The organism is Acinetobacter sp. Leaf130, from assembly GCF_001423205.1.
Taxonomy (GTDB): domain Bacteria; phylum Pseudomonadota; class Gammaproteobacteria; order Pseudomonadales; family Moraxellaceae; genus Acinetobacter; species Acinetobacter calcoaceticus.
Genome location: NZ_LMOE01000001.1, coordinates 92,659 through 110,788, shown reverse-complemented (window position 1 = coordinate 110,788; position 18,130 = coordinate 92,659). Strand labels below are relative to the sequence as shown.

Here is an 18,130-nt window from a genome sequence, read left to right as displayed (position 1 = left end):
TCCTCAAAATTTGTTTTCAGTCCTTGAATCTATTAATCGCACCAAGGGTTAGGCTGTTCATTCAGCCCCATATAAATACTCTTTTGCTGCATGTACGATAAAATGCCCAAACGGCCTTTTTCGCGCCCAATACCACTGTCTTTAAAGCCACCAAACGGCGCACTAATCGAGAACTTTTTGTAGGTATTAATCCACACTGTTCCCACTTCTAACACACGGGAAATACGCCAAGCTTTACGGTAGCTTTCAGTCCAGATGCCTGCTGCAAGACCAAAACAACTGTCATTGGCTTGAGCAATCAAATCTTGTTCGTTGTCATATTTCATGACGACTAAAACAGGGCCAAAAATTTCTTCCTGACAGGTTTGAGCACTATTACTTAAACCCGTAATAATGGTGGGTAAATAATAACTGCCTTTGGCATAGTCACCAGTGGTTAATGCTTCACCACCAATCAGAACCTGACCACCTTCGCTTTTGGCAAGTTGCACATAGCGGTCAACCGACTGCAAATGTTTGTCATTGACCAGTGGCCCTAAATGCACACCAGCTTGTTCTGGATGGCCCACACGTAAGCCTTTGGTTATTTCAACCAAACGCGTTAAAAACTGATCGTAAAGACTGCTATGAATAAACAAGCGAGAGCCTGCGATACACGCTTGGCCTGCCGAACTAAAAATACCGTACGCTACGCCTTTAGCAGCAAGTTCTACATCAGCATCTGGCAGAACGATTGTTGGTGACTTGCCACCTAGCTCAAGCGATGTGGTAATGAGTTTTTCCGCTGCAATATGAGCTAAATGACGGCCCGTGGTTGTTCCTCCTGTAAAAGAGATTTTACGAACCAACGGGTGCTGAGCAATTGCATCACCAATAACCGAACCACGACCAACTAACACACTGAGTAAGCCTTTTGGCAAACCTGCCTCTTCAAAAATTTTGGCAAGTTCTAAAGCAATCAGTGATGTTGCTTCAGCCGGTTTTAACACCACTGCATTTCCAGCTGCCAAAGCTGGGGCAAGCTTTTGAACTTCACTCGCAATTGGAGAGTTCCAAGGTGTAATTGCTGCCACAACACCTACAGGTTCATGCACGCTCATGGTCATAAAGTCTGGAGCACGTTGAGTGGTTAGCTCATCATTCAGCGTTTCACAAGCCGCTGCAACATAACGTGCAGTCGCCGCAGCGCTCATCACCAAACCACGTGTTTCGGTTAAAGGCTTACCGTTATCGCGTGTTTGTAATTTTGCTAATTCATCGACACGTGCTTCAATAATGTCTGCAACTTTGTAGAGAATACGTGCACGCTCATGCGGCAAGCTATTTCTCCAGTTGGGTTGACGCCAAGCTTGATCAGCCTTTTCAATCGCTTCATTCACATCTTCAAGCGTTGCAGTCGAAATTTCTGCATTGACAGACTGATCTGCCGGAAACAGGCTTTGGATGACCGCACCGCGGCCCAAACGCCATTCACCTGCAATATAAATTTCCTTTGCCATGATCAAATCCTTCTTAAATCTGTATTGCTTCTACACTGTTGCGACAAGCACGAATCACGCTAAGCGCAGCCAAAGTTGATGTTTTCGGGTTACTTGCTAACGGCACGCCAACCAGTTCAATGGTCATTTGCCCAAAGCCACCTTCGGCCACAATGGTGTGCTTGTTTTTGTTGATCGTTGGATCAACAGTTAATTCGACCATGGTTTCATCCATTCCAAGCCCAGCAAGTGCAATCGTTGCAGCGACGTTGGCGTTTGCTGGAAACTTCATGGCAGCTTCACGAGCAGTTCCGGTAAAAAAGACCGTAGCTTCAGTCACATGGTCTAAATCGACCAATTGCTCTGCATAACTCCCTTTCCAGCTTTTTGGACTTTTACAGCCTTTGTAAGTGACTTTTTGCAAGCCACCTTCTTTGGCTGCTGAAATACCGTCAATGCCAGCAATGGCACCTGCGAGTAAATGCAGATGGGCATTATTTTCTTCAGCTGTTTGTTTGAGCTGAATCAGAAAATCGCTATCAGCTAAAGTTCCAACCGAAATCAGGCCTATGGTCCAACCTTTCGCTAAAACCTTTTGAGCATGTTCTTTCACTGCTGCTTGACCTGCCACCTCAATGACATAGTCTGGCGCACCATCACATTGCTCAATATCTGAAATCACCTGAATCTCTGAAGACACTTGTGATTGAACTTTTTCAACGCTACGAGACGGCACGACAATCCATTTCAGTTGCAAATCTTGAGGCAAGTGAGCATGCACTTCTGCTGCCATTGCTCCAAAACCAATCATCATCAACTTTTTCATGACAGCACCTGATATTTATAAATGTTTATTAAAACCACCTGAGACATCGAGTGCCGCACCTGTGGTGTACGATGCCAATGGAGATGCCAAGAAAACTAAAGCACGGGCTGGTTCTTCAGGACGGCCTAAACGCTGCATTGGAATACCGCGGTTTTTAGCAATATTGCCTGTCCATTCTTCCCATGACTGGTTTAAGTCTGAGCGAGTTTCATAACGGCGTTTCCACTGCGCAGACTCGACCATTCCGAGTAAAATCGAGTTCACACGAACACCATACTGAGTAAACTCGTGAGCCAAAGAATGTGTCAGATTCAACAACGCCGCTCGTGCTGATGAAGTGGCAATCATGTGTGGCTCTGGTTGCAATGCCAGTAACGAGTTCACATTGGTAATCGATGCATTTGCAGAGTGTTTTAAATCTTCAAGAAAAGCCCGAACCGGATGTAAAACACTGAAATACTTCAGCTCAATTTCTTTCATCCAGTCTTCATCTTGCGTATTTTCAAAGTTTGAAACGCGGCCTTGTCCAGCATTGTTAATGAGCATATCAACATTGCCTAAATTGAGTTTTACGTCTTTGGCAAATTGTTGAACTTCTTCTTTTTTCAACACATTACATGCTTTGGTAAAAATATTGGCATGCGGATATTTCTCTAAAATATAGAGTTTTGACGCATTCAAACGCTCTTCATCGCGACCACACCAAGCTACTTTTGCACCTTCTACAACCAGTATTTCAACAGCAGCCAGCCCAATCCCAGAGGAGCCACCCGTAACAACTGCAACTTTTCCTTCAACTTGGAAGCTCATAATCCTTAATCTCTCTTACGATTGTTCCTGAATCGTCAACATAATTTGGTTAAATGCTTGCGGTTGGTCGACATAACTTAAATGTCCTGCATCTTGGATGATGTAGTGCTGTTCCAACTGCAATTCCTGAGCAAGCTCTTGTATACCTAACGCAGGAGTGATTTGATCTTGCTGCCCTGCAATCACTGTGCATGGGACTTTTAAATCTGTTAAATAATTACGTATTTCGTCATAGGCAAGTAAGTACGATGCATGTGTGAATCCCTGTAAGGTCAACTGTTGCATCACCTCTGAAACTAAAGCTAAGGCTTGTGGTTCTTGTTTATAAATCAAATGAGGCCCACGGCTTTCTGCCATTCCTTTAGCGCCTAACTCTTTCAACATTTTTGGTCTTTTTTCAAAAACCTGCATTTGTGTTTGTTCATCTTGACGTTGGTAGCCTTGAGCCAAATTGGCGATCACCAAATGTTCTACTCGTTCTGGATAAAGTGCAGCAAATGCACTCGCCTGTAAGGCGCCTAATGAGTGGCCAACAACAATTGCTTTTTCAATTTTTAAAACTTCAAACAGCGCTGCCAAACGCTTTGCATAGTCGGTAGCATTCGGCTGATCAGTTAAAAGTTCATCTGATTTGCCATAGCCCGGTGCATCCCAGGCAATGACATGAAAATGATGAGACAGCACTTCAAGTTGGTTCACCCAAGAAGCAGAACCTGAACTAATGCCATGTAACAGCACAAGGTATTCGCCCTGACCGGCTTCTCGATATGCTTGTTGCTGGCCTTGCACAGTCACCGTTTTAACCGGAAATTCTGCTAACTTTTCAATGAGTGTCATCATTTTTATTCCTTTCCCTTAACTCACATCATCAAACGATTAACGTTTGATTTGAGACAATGGGTGCTCTGGTGGATAGTTTGGAATCGTCGGTTTGCCTGTTCCCAACATCACACACATCAAGGCATCTTCTTGACCTGGGTTAAATAGACCACGGTAGATTCCCGGTGGAATTGAAATCAAGTCACGCTCTTTTAAACGGGTTTCGAATTTTTCGCCGTTGTGCTCAATGAACAAATCAATTTCGCCGCGAAGCATAAAGAAAACTTCTTCAACGTCGTGGTGAATGTGCAAAGGACCTTCACACTGTGGTGGCAACACCATGGTCGAAAACGTAAAGTTTTCTGCTGGTACAGTGTTACCGTCATTTGCAACACCTGTTGCACCTGTACCCATGTAACGCATTTGCGCACGGCGATATTTCGGGTCGTAATCGGCTTGGAACTTCAAAGCATCAAAGTCATATTTACGTGTCTCAAAGCGAGCAATACGCGTGTTTAACCAATCTTCTAAAGAAGAATTTTCTGGTTGTGCCCACGATTCGAATTGTTGTGTAGTCATTTTTTAAACTCCTATACAGTGAATTAATATCGTTTTAAAAGAGGAACCAAGAAAAATGACCCAATGACAGCGACAGCAGCCAAGAAGGTAATTCCCAAATTAAAACTATGTGTTTGCATCACGATGTAACCGATAAGTACAGGTGCAATTGCACTTGCAAAATTACCCAAACCGTTAAATATTCCGCCCGCAGTCGCCCCTACATTTGAGGTGGTTACTTTTGCAAGCAGAGCAAATACAGCGGCCACTCCAAAACCCCAAGCCATCGCACTTAAAGACATCGCTGCAATAATCAATAATGGCTCGGTCATGATGACCATCACATACATGAAAATGCCTGCGAGTAATAAGCCGCTAAAGACTTGAATTGCACGGCGACCCAACTTGTCAGATAAAAACGCACCGATGATTTCGCCAATTAACATGGCAATGAATGGAAAGCTTGAATACATTCCAAATTCTTTGAGGTTGAAGCCTTTGTCTTGCATTAAGTAAGAAGGAACCCAGCTATTTAAGCCCCATAAATAAGTCATCAATGCAATGTTGAAGAGACAAACCAGCCAGAACGCTCTATTGCTCAAAAGTATTTTGGTATTAGCAATATGGCCTTTGAAATTGGTACGTTTGCTCTCGCCTTCAATTTCGACAGTTTTCTTAAGTTGCAAATTACGCAAACCGAAAACAATGCTGAAAATAGCGATTAGCGTTAACCCAGCCATCACAAAAAAAGTGGTGTGCCAGTCATGGTGTGCCAAAACATTTGCAGTGATCGGGAACCCAAGGAATGCACCAATTGGTGTTCCAAGTAAGAACATGGTTGAAGCACGTGCTTGCTGACGGTCTGTATATGTCTGTTTTACAATGGTATAAGCCAAGGCAAACAATGGACCTTCTGCCAAACCGAGAAGTACACGTAAAATCAACATGCCTGAATAACTGGTGGTGAACCCCATGCAAAACATGAGTAAGCCCCATGAAGTTACACTCCAAAACAGCATTTTCTTCGGGTTAAAAATGTCACCCAAAAAGCTTAGAAAGACTGATGAAAAACCATAAGCAAGTAAGAAACTTGTCATGAGCCATCCCAGCTTGGCCTTATCTTCAGCAATTCCCATTGCACTTTGGAAATGAGGATCTGAAAATAAAACCGCAATACTAATCTTGTCGAAAAATGCCAGTACCACACACACCATAAGGACAAAAGCAGGTACCCAATGCTTTAATCCACTTTTTTCTTCATTACTCATGTGTCATTCCTTCGATTTGGTAATGAGAACCAGATTTAATGTTTACGGTTTTAACTTCATGACATTAAATTCAGAATCTTCTAACAGTTTTGGGTCTAAAACAGTGTTGGCTTGCATCCAACGTTTTGCCAGTTTGACCAGTTTCGAATCATTAATGGCAATCATGTTCAGCAAACGATTTTCATGGTCCAGATATAAATAACTCACCTGATCTTCACCGCCTTGGCGAATCACCAACTCTTTCGTTTTTTCAGGTTGATACGTACCTAATATCTGGATATTAAAGTGATATTGATCAGACCAGAGCCAAGGAATATCCGTATATTCAGTTTCAATCCCCAGCATCGACTTCGCTGCGGCAATTGCCTGATTTTGTGCATTTGCCCAAGACTGAATGCAATAGCCCAAACCCGGATGAATCGCGACATCGCCTGCGGCATAAATGTGTTGATCTGAAGTTTGTCCAAAGCAGTTCACCACAATGCCATCTTTCACATCGAGGCCAGCATGTACACCTAACTCTTTAGCAATCTCGGCACCCGCACCCACCACCACACAATCAAACAATTGACTATTTTGTGGATGATTCACCACTTCAACTTTTTGATGAGGTGCTTCAACCAAATGTAGGCTCTTGCTGTCTAAATGAATTTTTGTGCCTTGGGTTTCATGCATATTTTTTAAAAATGCAGAGACTTCAGGACTCACGCTTCTTGCACATAAACGATCGCCATATTCAAAAATATGAACTTCTTTACCTTGCTTACGCGCAGTTGCCGCAATTTCAAGACCAATCCAACCACCGCCAATCACAGCGACATTCTTTGCATGCTTTAAAATTTCAGCCAAACGTTCACAGTCATGCACATTACGTAAGGTCACAACATTTGGAATGAACTGCCATGTATTGACTGGTACACGTGCACGGCTTCCTGTTGCAATCAGTAATTTGTCATAGGGCAAAACCTGACCACTTTCTAGATGAACCTGTTTTTGTTCACGATCGACTTTTGTCGCAATTTCCGGTTTGTGCCATTGAACGTTGAACTCTTGAACCTGCTCATTAGAAAACAGATTCAAACTTTCATAAGTTGCTTCTTTTGAAAGTACTTGCTTAGACAGTGGCGGACGCTCATAAAACACTTGATCTTCATTTGAAACCACGTGAATTTCGCCCACATAACCATTTTGGCGTAGTGTGCTTACTGCCCAACCCGCTGCCTGTCCGGCACCTACAATTACGATCTTTTCCATAGCCATCTTCCTTGTAAAGCAATACCTGTTAAACAGGCTTCACCTGACGGCGGGTTGTGTCATCAAGCCCCCCCTCAATCGCCCACTCGGTGAAAAGCTCTAGACGATGTTCTTCTACACGTGGCTGCCATTCTTCTGTCAAATAATCATCGTTGGTGTAATATTCAAATGCACCGCCTAATGGTGAGTTGACGTACCAAAAATAAGCTGAAGAAATTGGGTGACGTCCCGGTCCAATAAAGGTTGACCATTCCGAACGATTCATATTTAAACCGCCCCCAATCACCTCATGGATATCACGTACGACAAAAGCAACATGATTTAGACCAGCAGGTTTATTTGGAACACTAAGCAAGAATAAATCATGGTGATAACCTTTACCGCGGCAACGTAAGAATGCACCGCGATTTTTGTAGGCATCAGACAAATGAAAGCCTATTTTTTCAATATAGAAATTTTCAGTTGCTGCTAAATCTGGTGTGAAGAACACGACATGTCCAATCGCAACAGGTTGACCTTTTTCATAGACAGGACTTGCCGCATTCACACGTTGAATATTGCCGTATTGGTTAATGCCTTCCGTTTTAAGTTCTTGAACATCTTTCACAAAACTTTGTTCAAAACGAATGGTCATGCCATTTGGATCAAGGCACTGAACTGTATTTTCAGAACGCTTAAAACCATTTACATCGGCTAGGCGGCCTGCTAAGTCTTCAAGGTCTTGAGCATGATCAACACCCCACGTGACTTCACGTAAAGTTGAACCTTGCTCAATCGCAGGTGGCAAACGGTCATCATCACAATTAAATAGATAAATCTTGCTACCGTTTTGAGTCTGATATAAATCAGTGCCTTCAATATCAGAAGCACTTTGGTTTAAACCAAAATCTGCTAAAAACTTGTTTGAAGCGGCTCTATCTTCAACTCCAAACTTTAAAATCTCGATCCCTGTAATCATTTGACTACTCCTTAGTTAAAGACAAAACCGCCATTGACCGGAATATTTTGACCTGTCACAAAAGAGGACAAATCCGACAGTAGATACAATGCTGTCCCATTTAAATCTTGTGGAAGTTGCTGACGCTGAATCGCTCTTCCGTTGACATATAAATCGTGACGTTCCTGCGGTACATATTCGGTTGCTTCAACCAAAGTCAGACCTGGAGACAATGTGTTGACACAGATATTGAACTGCCCCAACTCTCTTGCCATTGAACGTGTCATGGCAAAAATTGCACCTTTACTTGCCACATAAGCCATCAGGTTCGGCGCACCCCATAAAGCAGTATCTGATGCAACATTCACAATCTTGCCAGCAGCCGACTGCTTTAAGTGTGGAACGCATGCCTTACTGATTAGCCATGTGCCTTTCACATTAATATTCATGACCCGATCCCAAAGTTCAGGATCATAATCAATCATATTTTTTCCACCTACATTCGTTGCAAGCGCCGCACAGTTCACAAGGCCATCCAACCCTTTTAACAGCTCAACACTTTTTGCTACCGCATTTTCAATCGAGGTCGCATAGGCAAGGTCAACGGTGACCGCATGAACATGAAGTCCTTGTTTCTGTAACTCTTGTGCTTCTTGCTGAACGAGCTCAGACAAAATATCTGCCATTACAACCTCAGCACCAGCTTCAGCAATCGCTTGGGCGAAATCTCGCCCTAAACCACGTGCAGCACCAGTCACTAAAACTTTTTTGCCTTGCAGCAACGCTACATTAGCCATGAGCTTCTTCCTGCATCTCAATACGGTTTGATGCATTTAGTGCAGCAATTTTCTTTAATTGCTTCTCAGCTTCTTTCTTCATTAAACGGCGTAAACGTGCAAGACCCACATCGTGTTGATAGAGGAATTCTCTTTCACGCGCATTTGGTGCAAGGTTTTCTAAAATAATGCGGTCTTGCTCCAACACATCCCAATGCAACTGTTCTAAGTGATTGCGATATAAGAAACGCCATACATTACGTTGCCAGCCACTTACTTTACGGCAGCGCCAGAAAAATACGCGGGTATTGTTGGCATCAATTGGCGTTGCATAACCTACAATCCAAAATTCGCCACCCGGACCAAATTGTTTACGGTACGGAATTGAAAGACGTAACCAACTTGCACCTGTAGAGCCGTATTCAACCCAGTCGAAGTTCACACCCGTTTGGCCTTCTTTTTCAAAAACAAAGCCATTATCTGTAGTACGGTGCTTCATCTCTGCGGTACGTTCACCATCTGCCATCGAATGTGATGTCGCGTGTAAATAGGTCCCGTGCATTGGGTCCATCACGTTATCAATCGCGTATTGATGGTTTACTTTCCAGTCGGCTTGGCAAAGGAATGCACTCCACTCTTCGCTTGCAAGTTGTTCTGGGAACTCAAGCGGTTTTGGCTGTTCATTTGCGTCGATACCAAACCAAATAAAAATTGCGCCATGCTGTTCACTAACTGGATAGCTTTTTAAGCATTTAGTTCCTGTCATTGGACATTCGTGAACGGCTGGTACATCTGCAACCACACCATCAGCACGAACTTCAACACCGTGATACCAACAAGCAACTCGGTCACCTAAGTTCCAGCCTAATGAAAGACGAGCACCACGGTGCGGACAGCGGTCTTCAAGTGCGTGTACCTGACCTTCGGCATCACGCCAAACCACAATGTTTTCACCCAAACGGGTAATTCCGACCGGATTGGCAGCCACTTCCCAACTTGCTAAAACCGGATGCCATTGATCACGTAAACCGAGTTCTAAATATTCTTCAGCGCTTTGTGAAGCTGATACGATTGCGTTCATTTTATTCTTCCTTGAATTAATAACCTAAACGTTGCATTTCTTCTGTAAAGCTCGCAGAAGTCCATTCATCACCAGATTCACAGCGGAAACCCTGCTGATTAAGTGCAGAAACAACGTCATCTAATGCTGTTGCGCCCGCAGAAAATGCTTGAATCAAGTTCTTTACAAAGTCTTGTTCGTAGACGGTTGGTTCTTTATAACGTGTTTGCCAAACCAACAATTCAGATTGACCAGGAATTTGAATATTGTTGATGCCTGCATCGGTTGCCGGCGTTGCATGAATCCAGCTTGCCAACTTTTCATTAAATGTCTTCATTGTTCTGCTTCCTTGTACCTGTGAGGACTAGAGTTGAATTTGAATATCTTGTCCTTCAACACGAACTGGGTACGTACATAGGTTTCTACATCCCGGTCCACTTTTTAGCTCACCTGTCTGAATGTCAAAAATTGCTTCGTGCAATGGACATTCAACAGTTTGATCTTCGATAAATCCTTCGGTTAATAAGGCATATGCATGAGGGCAAACATTTTCAATCGCAAAGTAATTTTCATCGACGAAAAATACGCCAATTTTCTTCCCTTCAATTTCGATGGCTTTCGGCTCATCTTCGCTAACGTCACCCTGCTGACAAATTGAGATCCAGCTCATACCTTGCGTCCTCATTTTGTTTTATATACAAAACATAATTTGATTTTCAAAACATGAGCTAAGCATAATACCCTTGATCATTTTTTGTCAAAGTAAAAATAAATAGATAATTCATTGGCTTAATGAATTTTAAATATTTTGTTACGTTTCAAACAAGAAACAAAGTTTTAAATATAAAAATTGTTTTATGTATTTTTAACAATTACAATAGTTCTAAAATAAAGCAGCATGCCCCAAATTGAACCTTGTTTTATTTATAGGAAAATGACACGAATGAGCCTAACTATTGAAGAAGATTCGCAAGAATCAGAAACAACAAAAAATGATGATCGATATTTAGTACCCGGTCTTGTACGGGGTTTAGCCATCTTGCAAGCATTTAACCAACAAGCACAAGAAATGACGATTACAGAAATCGCTGAAATTTTAGAAGTGAACCGTTCTAGTGCATTTCGTCTAATCTATACACTCGAATCTTGCGGCTATTTAAGGAAAGCTTCTCAAAAAACTTATGCACTTGATTCAAAAGTCATGGAATTAGGTTTTAACAGTTTATCTAAACTTTCATTGCTCGATTTATCGACACCATTAATGAAAGAACTACGTGATCAAACCAAACTTGCCGTGCACCTTTCTATTTTAGAAGGCACACATATTGTCTTTGTAAATAATATTCAGTCGATGGGAACCTTCACGAGTAACATTAGCTTAGGTACTCGCTGGCCTGCCCATGCAACCGTAATTGGTCAAATGTTATTGTCTGATTTACCTGAAACTGAAGTACGTCAGCGTTACCGTAACTTTGATGATTGGGATAGTTTTTCTGAACTGACTCCAACCAATTTAAAAACCTTATTGCAAAGATTAGTTTATGTAAAAACACAAAAAACGATGGTGAGCTGGGGTCATTATAACCATGATATGGCAGCCTGTGCGGCACCTATCTTTAAACAGTCAAATGGCAAAATGGTCGCTGTTATTTCAGTGAGTTGCCCAATTACAACCTATGATGAAAGAACGTTTAAAGAAGATATTGCAAGCCTAGTCGTTGAAACAGCAAACAAAATTTCAAAATTTATTTATTAAAAAAAGCGACGTTAAGTCGCTTTTTTTTGCAATTTTATTTCAGAAATTAAAAATTACGCTTAAATACGTTCCCATTCATATCTTGAAAAATAACTGTTGAATGGTTTTCTTTAATATCAAACTTTAAATATTGCTGTTTAAATTGTACAACAGTATAAAACTCTTCAGCGCCATCATCTAAACCAGTAGCAGACACCTGAGTACCTTGTGGAAAATCCTTGAACCATTCAGCATTATAAAAATCTGACACTGAATTAAATTCACAATATTTTTCTGGCTCTGCCATTATTTTTGCGGCAATTTGATCAAACTGTTGCTGTTTATAACCATCTAAGCTCAACAACATGACCATTCTCCAAACTAAATCGGCTCAGAAGATAAATTCTGTTTCTTTTTAACCTTTTCCCATTGATACCAACCATAAGCTGCCATTAGAACAAAGGCTGCATATAAAGCGGCTGTTAAAAATAAATCTTTATAGATAAACATGCCTACATAAATAATATCAACGAACACCCAAAGTACCCATGTTGCAATATGCTTGCGACTAGTCCAATAGGTTGCGAGTAAACTAAACGCTGCAAGTTGCGAATCAAGCATTGGCACAGCCGCATCGGTAAAGTTTTTAAGAATCAAACCAAAGAGCAAACCACCTACCGCTGCAATAATCATTTGAAAAATTGCTTTTTGAACTGCAATCGGTTCAATACGAATGTCATGATCTTGCTGCTTTCCCTTGAACCAGTAGTAAAAACCATAAAAATTTACGACCATGAAAAAGAACTGCAAAATCGTTTCACCATAAAGCTTAAATTCGTAGAACAAATAAGCATATAAAACAAAGGCAAAGAAATTAAACAGCCAACACCACATGTTCCTAATAACAGTTAATCCAACTCCAATTAGGCTAATCAAGACTGCAAAAATTTCTAAAGGTGACATAAGAACAGCTTCTTATAGAGATCAATTCGACGAGGTATTATGAGAAAAATATCAATTTAAGCAAACTGCTAATTTGAAATCAAAAAATCTGTGGTTCATGCTTGAATATAATTTGTACTTTTCTATTTCTGTGTTATAAAAATATCATCTATATTTTAATATACTTATCATGTTTTTATCTAAAGCCCATCTATGTCTAGTTCATCAATTCTATGCCTTAGAGGTCAATGTCTCTATGGCCGATTGGCGACGTCCTTCTTTTGGACAATTTGGCGCTTCGGATGAGAAAATCAAGAAGTTAATTACATAATATATTCTTTGATTTTTCTTAAAAGGCCGCCATAAAACGCGGCTTTTTTTATGCCCTTTTAAAAGACAAAAACCAAACTTTCTGGAGCTTTATATGAAGCCGTTATTTGAACAACAGAGTATATCCACCCCGCAGATTCAGCCGGTTGTAGCATTATCTTCATCTCCGACTCGCCTTGCTACAGCCGGCCAATTTATTGCTGTCGTCATTATTTGGTCACTTACCCCACTCGCAGCCGTCTGGACAGTACAAGAAATTCACTGGGCATGGGGGTTATTTATTCGATTCAGTTTGGCGATTCCAATCGCCTTACTCTGTCTACGATTTTTTCGTTTAAAACTCATCTTTAGTAAAAAAGCTGTTTTAAGTTATTGTGCTGGAGCCATTGGTTTATTTGGTTCTATGGCCTTTTGCTATATGGGTGCAGATAAAGTCCCCTCTGCCATTATTTCAATTATTTACGGTACTTCTCCGTTGGTGTCTGGACTAATCAGCTCTTTTTTATTAGGACGTGAACGTTTTTCGGCATGGCAGTGGCTTGGGCTCGGTATCGCTCTTGTCGGGATGAGTTTTACTTTAGGACTGTCTTCATCAGGTTTTCAGCTCAATCGCTTCGGTATTATGTTAGAGCTGATTGCGATGCTGTTTTATGTATTGTCGACTTTTGCTGTAAAATCTGTCGGAGCACATATTCCACCAATTACACAAATGACAGGTGCCACCCTTGTTTCATGGGTCGGTTATATATGCCTGTTACCTTTCTTTTGGTCACATCTTCCAACTGAATTTCCGAGCCTTAAAATTTCAATAGCGGTGCTCTACAGTGCAGTCTTTTCATCTGTGCTTGCCATGATTTTCTATTATCAACTCATCAAAGTCCTACAACCGACCACTGTGTTGCTCATTACCATTATTACCCCAGTTTTAGCTACATTTTGGGGAACATGGTTCAATCATGAACAGCTCAGCTCACATCTTATTTTAGGTTTAACGCTGTTATGCTTAGGATTACTGATGTATTCACGTCGTCCAACATAATGTTTTATAACCTGATTGAGGCTACTCATCAGGTTATTCCCCCCCTCATATTTATATTAATCTTAAGAATAAAAGTTTAGTTTTATTTTGATCCTTCCTTCTATTTTTGTTTACGAAGTAGTCTATAAATTGTATTTGACAGTTTTCTAACGATCGTTTAAAAACTTATTAAAGACAAATAAAGGACATCACGATATGTCAAATCAAGAAGGAAAAGTTAGCCGTGAAACTCGCGGACATATTTTTTTAATTGGGCTAGATCGGGCAGCAAAACGTAATGCCTTTGATAGCCACCTGATTAAAGATTTATCACTAGCGCTCACCGAATATGAAAATAATGATGAGCTGCGCTGTGCAGTAATATTTGCCCATGGTGAGCATTTTACTGCTGGATTAGATCTGGTTGAGTTACAACCTAAGCTTGCCACAGGTGTTTTTGATTTTAGTGATGAAGAAGTAAACCCTTGGGGCACTGTGGGTCGAAAACTGAGTAAACCTTTAATTGTTGCGGTACAAGGCTATTGTTATACCGCTGGTATTGAACTCTTTCTGAACGCAGACATTGCTTTAGCAAGTGAAAATACTCAGTTTGCGCAAATGGAAGTTCAGCGCGGCATCTTACCTTTTGGTGGGGCAACAGCACGCTTTACACAAGCCGCAGGTTGGGCCAAGGCCATGCGCTATTTACTGACAGGTGACCCTTTTGATGCAAAGGCTGCCTTGGATATGAACCTGATTACAGAAATTTGCCCTGAAGGTACGGAGCTCAACCGTGCCATCGAGTTAGCTGAACATATCGCTCAAGCTGCACCACTTGCTGTAAAAGCCACCCTTGCCTCTGCACATGAAGCCATCAATGAAGGTTATCAAGCTGCATTTAGCCAGTTACAAAATCATCTTCATCCCTTATTAAAAACTGAAGATGTGCAAGAAGGAGTTTTTGCCATGTTGCAAAAAAGACCTCCTGTTTTTAAAGGTAAATAAGGCTTCATCAAGCAAGAAAAATAAAGAGAAAAGCAATGCAATTAGCAACTCAAACGAACGAACAGCTTAGCCAAAATGTACAATTTTCAGCTTTAGATGGCTATCAACTCTACGGCACACGTTACTTTACGACGACAGCAGCTAAAGCCAATATTGTCGTTGCTGGAGCTACTGGCGTACCACATGAATTTTACCGTCGCTTTGCTGAATATATGACGCAATATGGTTATCAAGTATTCACCTTCGATTATCGAGGTGTGGGGAAATCGAGTCCCAAATCTTTAAAAGGATTCGATATGTCTTATTTAGACTGGGGACAATATGACTTAGCAGGTGCCATTGAATATTTATCACAAGAACCCCTGCCTCTTTTAATGGTGGGCCACTCTTACGGCGGTCACGCATTAGGGCTATTACCTAATCATGATAAATTATTGGCCTGCTACACGTTTGGCACTGGGGCTGGCTGGCACGGCTATATGCCACTCAAAGAACGTTTTAAAGTTCAAGTGGTCTGGAATATTGTGTTTCCACCTATCGTTGCTGTGACAGGTTATTTGCCTTGGAGCAAATTTAATATGGGTTCTGACTTGCCATTAAATGTGTATAAACAATGGCGCAAGTGGTGTAAAAATCCTAAGTATTTTTTTGCTGACCCAGAACAGCAACATTTAATTGAACAATATGCTTCGGTCAAAACACCAATTTATGCAGTATCGGCACTTGATGATGATTGGGCTTTACCCACTTCTTGTCGCGCATTTATGCAGCATTATCGACAAGCTCCAGTCACATATATCAGCCTTCAACCTCAAGATGTTTCTATGAAAACAATTGGGCATATGGGCTACTTTAAAAAAGGTGCTGAACAGATCTGGAGTAAAATCCGTACTACTTTTGATGATTTGGTACAAGCCTGATTTATGTTTTGGATAATTTAAGATGAGACCGCAAAAACTTGCGAAAGAAGAATTGCTCAAGCACTGTGCTTTGCAGTTTAAAACCTATGGTTATGCAGGCACCAGTATGGACATGCTGGCAAAGGCTTGCGGCCTAACCAAAGCTTCTTTTTATTATTATTATCCAAACAAAGAAGCACTATTGCTTGAAGTGCTCAATAGCACTCATCAGTATTTGATTCATTCTTTATTTGGAAATACGGTAAAGTCCGAACTCTCAGCCATTGAACGGTTTGAGCAAATGCATGAGCGTGCTATTCATTTTTTTACACAAGGAGTGAATGGTTGCTTAATAGGTATTATTTCTATGGAAGCAGCATATGGTTCACCTAAAATTTTAGCCAAAATACGCAGCATTTTTGAGGACTGGCAACGTGCAATCCAATCTATTTTTGCGAAGAGCCTTGCTCAAGATCAAGCAGAGATTTTAGCAAAACAAAGTATTGCTGATTATGAAGGTGCGATCTTGATGTACCGTGTCACCCATGATGAGTTTTATATTAATCAAGTCAAACAACGTATTCTTGGATTTCTCAATTCATAAAAAATAAAGCCCACTTCAAGTGGGCTTTATTTGATTAATAAGGCTTATTCAACTCTAACGATTTTACCTAGTTCATCGTGGTGAACGACTGTAATTTTTTGGCTACGACCCTGCTCAATTTCATGTTCAGGTAAATCAAAATAGCGTGCATAATCATCAGTCTGTTTCATTTTAAGCGCATTACCACCGACACGACGCTCCGGTAGCACATGGCTCCACAACAATAAACAAATTGCACAAGCAATTAATGCGGTAAGGCCATGTTCAATTCCTAAACCAAAGGCACTAAATAAACGATGTACCAAATGAGTTTTTTGTAGTTCAACCAATAACCATACAAACACGAACGGACGCCACAACAACAACCAAACCGCCCACATCATGGCTGTGCTTGTTGTAGAAGCATAGCGTTTATGCCATGGTAATTGACGGCGTAAATCAATAATCAACGAATCTGTCTTCATTTCTCTCTTTACCTAACGAAGTGCTGTGCTTTTTCCCCAGACATCAATACAGCACGATCTTTAAAATCTCATGACTCTTGCATTTCATCTAACGAATGCCCCGATCCGGGCTCACCCAACGTGCTCGTTTCTCATCTCCACGTCGTAAGACTTTTGGAAATGCCACAATGGTTGCCGAAATCGTAATTAACCAAAAGACTAGCGGGTACCAAATCATCCAGAAATAATTTTTTCCTAGGTTTGGTTCATAACGACTATCCATCCATTTGCTTAAAGCAAACTGAATTAGACAAGTTGCCCCCAATAAAATACCGCTACCATACGGTAAAAATGGAGAGCTCACAACGGCTAGTGCTGGTAGTGGTAAAATAAAATGTGCCAACCACAATACAGCCATCGCTAGCATTAAATATGACCAGACTAATGTTAAGCAAAGCTCAAACATTAAAGGCCATAAAAAATTCAATTTTGGCTTGGTGAACACATCAATATTTTTAATTAATACTTGTGCGCCACCCATTGCCCAGCGTAAACGTTGTTTCCACAACCCATTTAAGGTTTCAGGCATTAAAATCCAAACCAAAGCATTCGGTTCAAACTCAATATCCCAACCTGCACGCTGTAACTTCCAAGTAATATCGATATCTTCAGTCAACATATTGGGTGACCAATAGTCGACTTGGTGAACGGCGCTTTTACGAAAAGCCGTAATTACACCTGATACAGTAAACAAGCGACCAAAGGTACGTTGTGCACGTTTAATCATGCCTACAATCGAAGAAAACTCACCGACCTGAATACGCCCTAATAAAGTTGAGCGAGTACGGATACGTGGGTTTCCAGTAACCGCAGCAACAGTCGGATTTTCAAGAAAATGACGAATCATCCACTTTGCTGCATGTGGATCAAGTAACGCATCACCATCAATACCAATTAAAAACTCGGCATCGGTCATTAAGCTTCCGGCTTGCAACCCCATGGCTTTACCTTGGTTTTGAGCCAAATGAACAACACGAAGTTTTTCATGTTGTTCTGCTAAACGGTCGAGTACTTCGCCGGTATTGTCTGAGCTACCATCATTAATCGCGATGACTTCAAAATGAGGATAATCCAGTTTTAAAGCATGGCTAATGGTTTCTTCTGCATTATCCCCTTCATTAAAACAAGGAACTAATACAGCGACTTTTGGATAACTTTCTAATGGCGCTGGTTGATCGTAAGGCGGAGCCTGACGTTCTCTCCAATAGAAAATGATCGCACCCATCATCCATAAATACGACATGAATAATGGGTAATAAAAAACGAATTTTAAGGCATGCGACCATATTGCAGCAAAGATTGTCATGT

At 41.2% G+C, this 18,130-nt stretch carries 21 protein-coding genes; 5 read left to right on the top strand and 16 right to left on the bottom strand.

The annotated features are described in order from the left end of the window. Positions 1–32 precede the first annotated feature (32 nt). From ASF86_RS00510 to ASF86_RS00455, 12 genes are read right to left on the bottom strand one after another with little or no spacing between them, the layout of a single operon-like run. On the bottom strand, positions 33–1,499 hold the full coding sequence (locus tag ASF86_RS00510; RefSeq protein WP_056478457.1) for an aldehyde dehydrogenase: 1,467 nt from the start codon (positions 1,497–1,499) through the stop codon (positions 33–35). A 13-nt stretch (positions 1,500–1,512) separates the two neighbouring features. Next, on the bottom strand, positions 1,513–2,304 hold the full coding sequence (locus tag ASF86_RS00505; protein ID WP_003653106.1) for an aspartate dehydrogenase: 792 nt from the start codon (positions 2,302–2,304) through the stop codon (positions 1,513–1,515). A 15-nt stretch (positions 2,305–2,319) separates the two neighbouring features. After that, positions 2,320–3,114: an SDR family oxidoreductase gene (locus tag ASF86_RS00500; protein ID WP_056478455.1), complete on the bottom strand. Its 795-nt coding sequence runs from the start codon at positions 3,112–3,114 to the stop codon at positions 2,320–2,322. A 15-nt stretch (positions 3,115–3,129) separates the two neighbouring features. Further along, positions 3,130–3,954 (bottom strand): alpha/beta fold hydrolase, encoded by an 825-nt coding sequence (locus ASF86_RS00495; protein WP_056478453.1) that lies wholly within the window; start codon positions 3,952–3,954, stop codon positions 3,130–3,132. A 36-nt stretch (positions 3,955–3,990) separates the two neighbouring features. Continuing rightward, positions 3,991–4,512 (bottom strand): cupin domain-containing protein, encoded by a 522-nt coding sequence (locus tag ASF86_RS00490; protein ID WP_017391724.1) that lies wholly within the window; start codon positions 4,510–4,512, stop codon positions 3,991–3,993. Positions 4,513–4,535: 23 nt separating this feature from the next. Further along, the gene (locus tag ASF86_RS00485; protein ID WP_005042319.1) at positions 4,536–5,759 is read right to left on the bottom strand and encodes an MFS transporter; all 1,224 of its coding nucleotides are present in this window, start codon (positions 5,757–5,759) and stop codon (positions 4,536–4,538) included. A 42-nt stretch (positions 5,760–5,801) separates the two neighbouring features. Next, on the bottom strand, positions 5,802–7,013 hold the full coding sequence (locus tag ASF86_RS00480) for an NAD(P)/FAD-dependent oxidoreductase (protein ID WP_004641727.1): 1,212 nt from the start codon (positions 7,011–7,013) through the stop codon (positions 5,802–5,804). A gap of 28 nt (positions 7,014–7,041) precedes the next feature. After that, entirely contained in the window at positions 7,042–7,971 is a 930-nt protein-coding gene (locus ASF86_RS00475; protein ID WP_056478451.1) for a VOC family protein, read from the bottom strand. Positions 7,972–7,982: 11 nt separating this feature from the next. After that, entirely contained in the window at positions 7,983–8,747 is a 765-nt protein-coding gene (locus ASF86_RS00470) for an SDR family oxidoreductase (protein ID WP_056478449.1), read from the bottom strand. Further along, the gene (locus ASF86_RS00465; protein WP_017388716.1) at positions 8,740–9,807 is read right to left on the bottom strand and encodes an aromatic ring-hydroxylating oxygenase subunit alpha; all 1,068 of its coding nucleotides are present in this window, start codon (positions 9,805–9,807) and stop codon (positions 8,740–8,742) included. Before ASF86_RS00465 ends, ASF86_RS00470 begins: the two co-directional genes overlap by 8 nt. A 16-nt stretch (positions 9,808–9,823) precedes the next feature. Beyond that, on the bottom strand, positions 9,824–10,123 hold the full coding sequence (locus tag ASF86_RS00460; protein WP_003653124.1) for a recombinase-like helix-turn-helix domain-containing protein: 300 nt from the start codon (positions 10,121–10,123) through the stop codon (positions 9,824–9,826). 27 nt (positions 10,124–10,150) lie between these two features. Then, on the bottom strand, positions 10,151–10,456 hold the full coding sequence (locus ASF86_RS00455; RefSeq protein WP_003653126.1) for a non-heme iron oxygenase ferredoxin subunit: 306 nt from the start codon (positions 10,454–10,456) through the stop codon (positions 10,151–10,153). A gap of 273 nt (positions 10,457–10,729) precedes the next feature. Between ASF86_RS00455 and ASF86_RS00450 the strand changes: the two genes are divergently transcribed. Beyond that, positions 10,730–11,542 (top strand): IclR family transcriptional regulator, encoded by an 813-nt coding sequence (locus tag ASF86_RS00450; RefSeq protein ID WP_003653128.1) that lies wholly within the window; start codon positions 10,730–10,732, stop codon positions 11,540–11,542. Positions 11,543–11,588: 46 nt separating this feature from the next. Here ASF86_RS00450 and ASF86_RS00445 read toward each other — a convergent pair whose 3' ends face one another. Then, on the bottom strand, positions 11,589–11,888 hold the full coding sequence (locus ASF86_RS00445; protein WP_056478447.1) for a hypothetical protein: 300 nt from the start codon (positions 11,886–11,888) through the stop codon (positions 11,589–11,591). 14 nt (positions 11,889–11,902) lie between these two features. Beyond that, positions 11,903–12,484 carry a nicotinamide riboside transporter PnuC gene (gene pnuC, locus ASF86_RS00440; protein ID WP_003653131.1) on the bottom strand — a complete coding sequence of 194 codons (582 nt, stop codon included), beginning with the start codon at positions 12,482–12,484 and terminating at the stop codon, positions 11,903–11,905. 403 nt (positions 12,485–12,887) lie between these two features. On the opposite strand from pnuC, the gene ASF86_RS00435 reads away from it, so the two are divergent. The 4 genes from ASF86_RS00435 to ASF86_RS00420 all read left to right on the top strand — a co-directional run bounded on the left by ASF86_RS00435 (position 12,888) and on the right by ASF86_RS00420 (position 16,319). Further along, a complete protein-coding gene (locus ASF86_RS00435) occupies positions 12,888–13,832 on the top strand; it encodes a DMT family transporter (protein ID WP_056478445.1) in 945 nt (314 codons plus the stop codon). 195 nt (positions 13,833–14,027) lie between these two features. After that, complete coding sequence (locus ASF86_RS00430) at positions 14,028–14,816, top strand: crotonase/enoyl-CoA hydratase family protein (RefSeq protein ID WP_056478443.1); 789 nt, start codon at positions 14,028–14,030, stop codon at positions 14,814–14,816. Positions 14,817–14,851: 35 nt separating this feature from the next. Next, positions 14,852–15,736, top strand: coding sequence for an alpha/beta fold hydrolase (locus ASF86_RS00425; RefSeq protein WP_056478441.1), 885 nt, complete (start codon positions 14,852–14,854; stop codon positions 15,734–15,736). 22 nt (positions 15,737–15,758) lie between these two features. Next, complete coding sequence (locus tag ASF86_RS00420; protein ID WP_056478438.1) at positions 15,759–16,319, top strand: TetR/AcrR family transcriptional regulator; 561 nt, start codon at positions 15,759–15,761, stop codon at positions 16,317–16,319. A gap of 44 nt (positions 16,320–16,363) precedes the next feature. Here ASF86_RS00420 and pgaD read toward each other — a convergent pair whose 3' ends face one another. Beyond that, positions 16,364–16,783 carry a poly-beta-1,6-N-acetyl-D-glucosamine biosynthesis protein PgaD gene (gene pgaD, locus ASF86_RS00415; protein ID WP_056478436.1) on the bottom strand — a complete coding sequence of 140 codons (420 nt, stop codon included), beginning with the start codon at positions 16,781–16,783 and terminating at the stop codon, positions 16,364–16,366. A gap of 88 nt (positions 16,784–16,871) precedes the next feature. After that, positions 16,872–18,128, bottom strand: a complete 1,257-nt coding sequence (gene pgaC, locus ASF86_RS00410; RefSeq protein WP_004641712.1) for a poly-beta-1,6-N-acetyl-D-glucosamine synthase — start codon at positions 18,126–18,128, stop codon at positions 16,872–16,874. Positions 18,129–18,130: the final 2 nt, after the last annotated feature.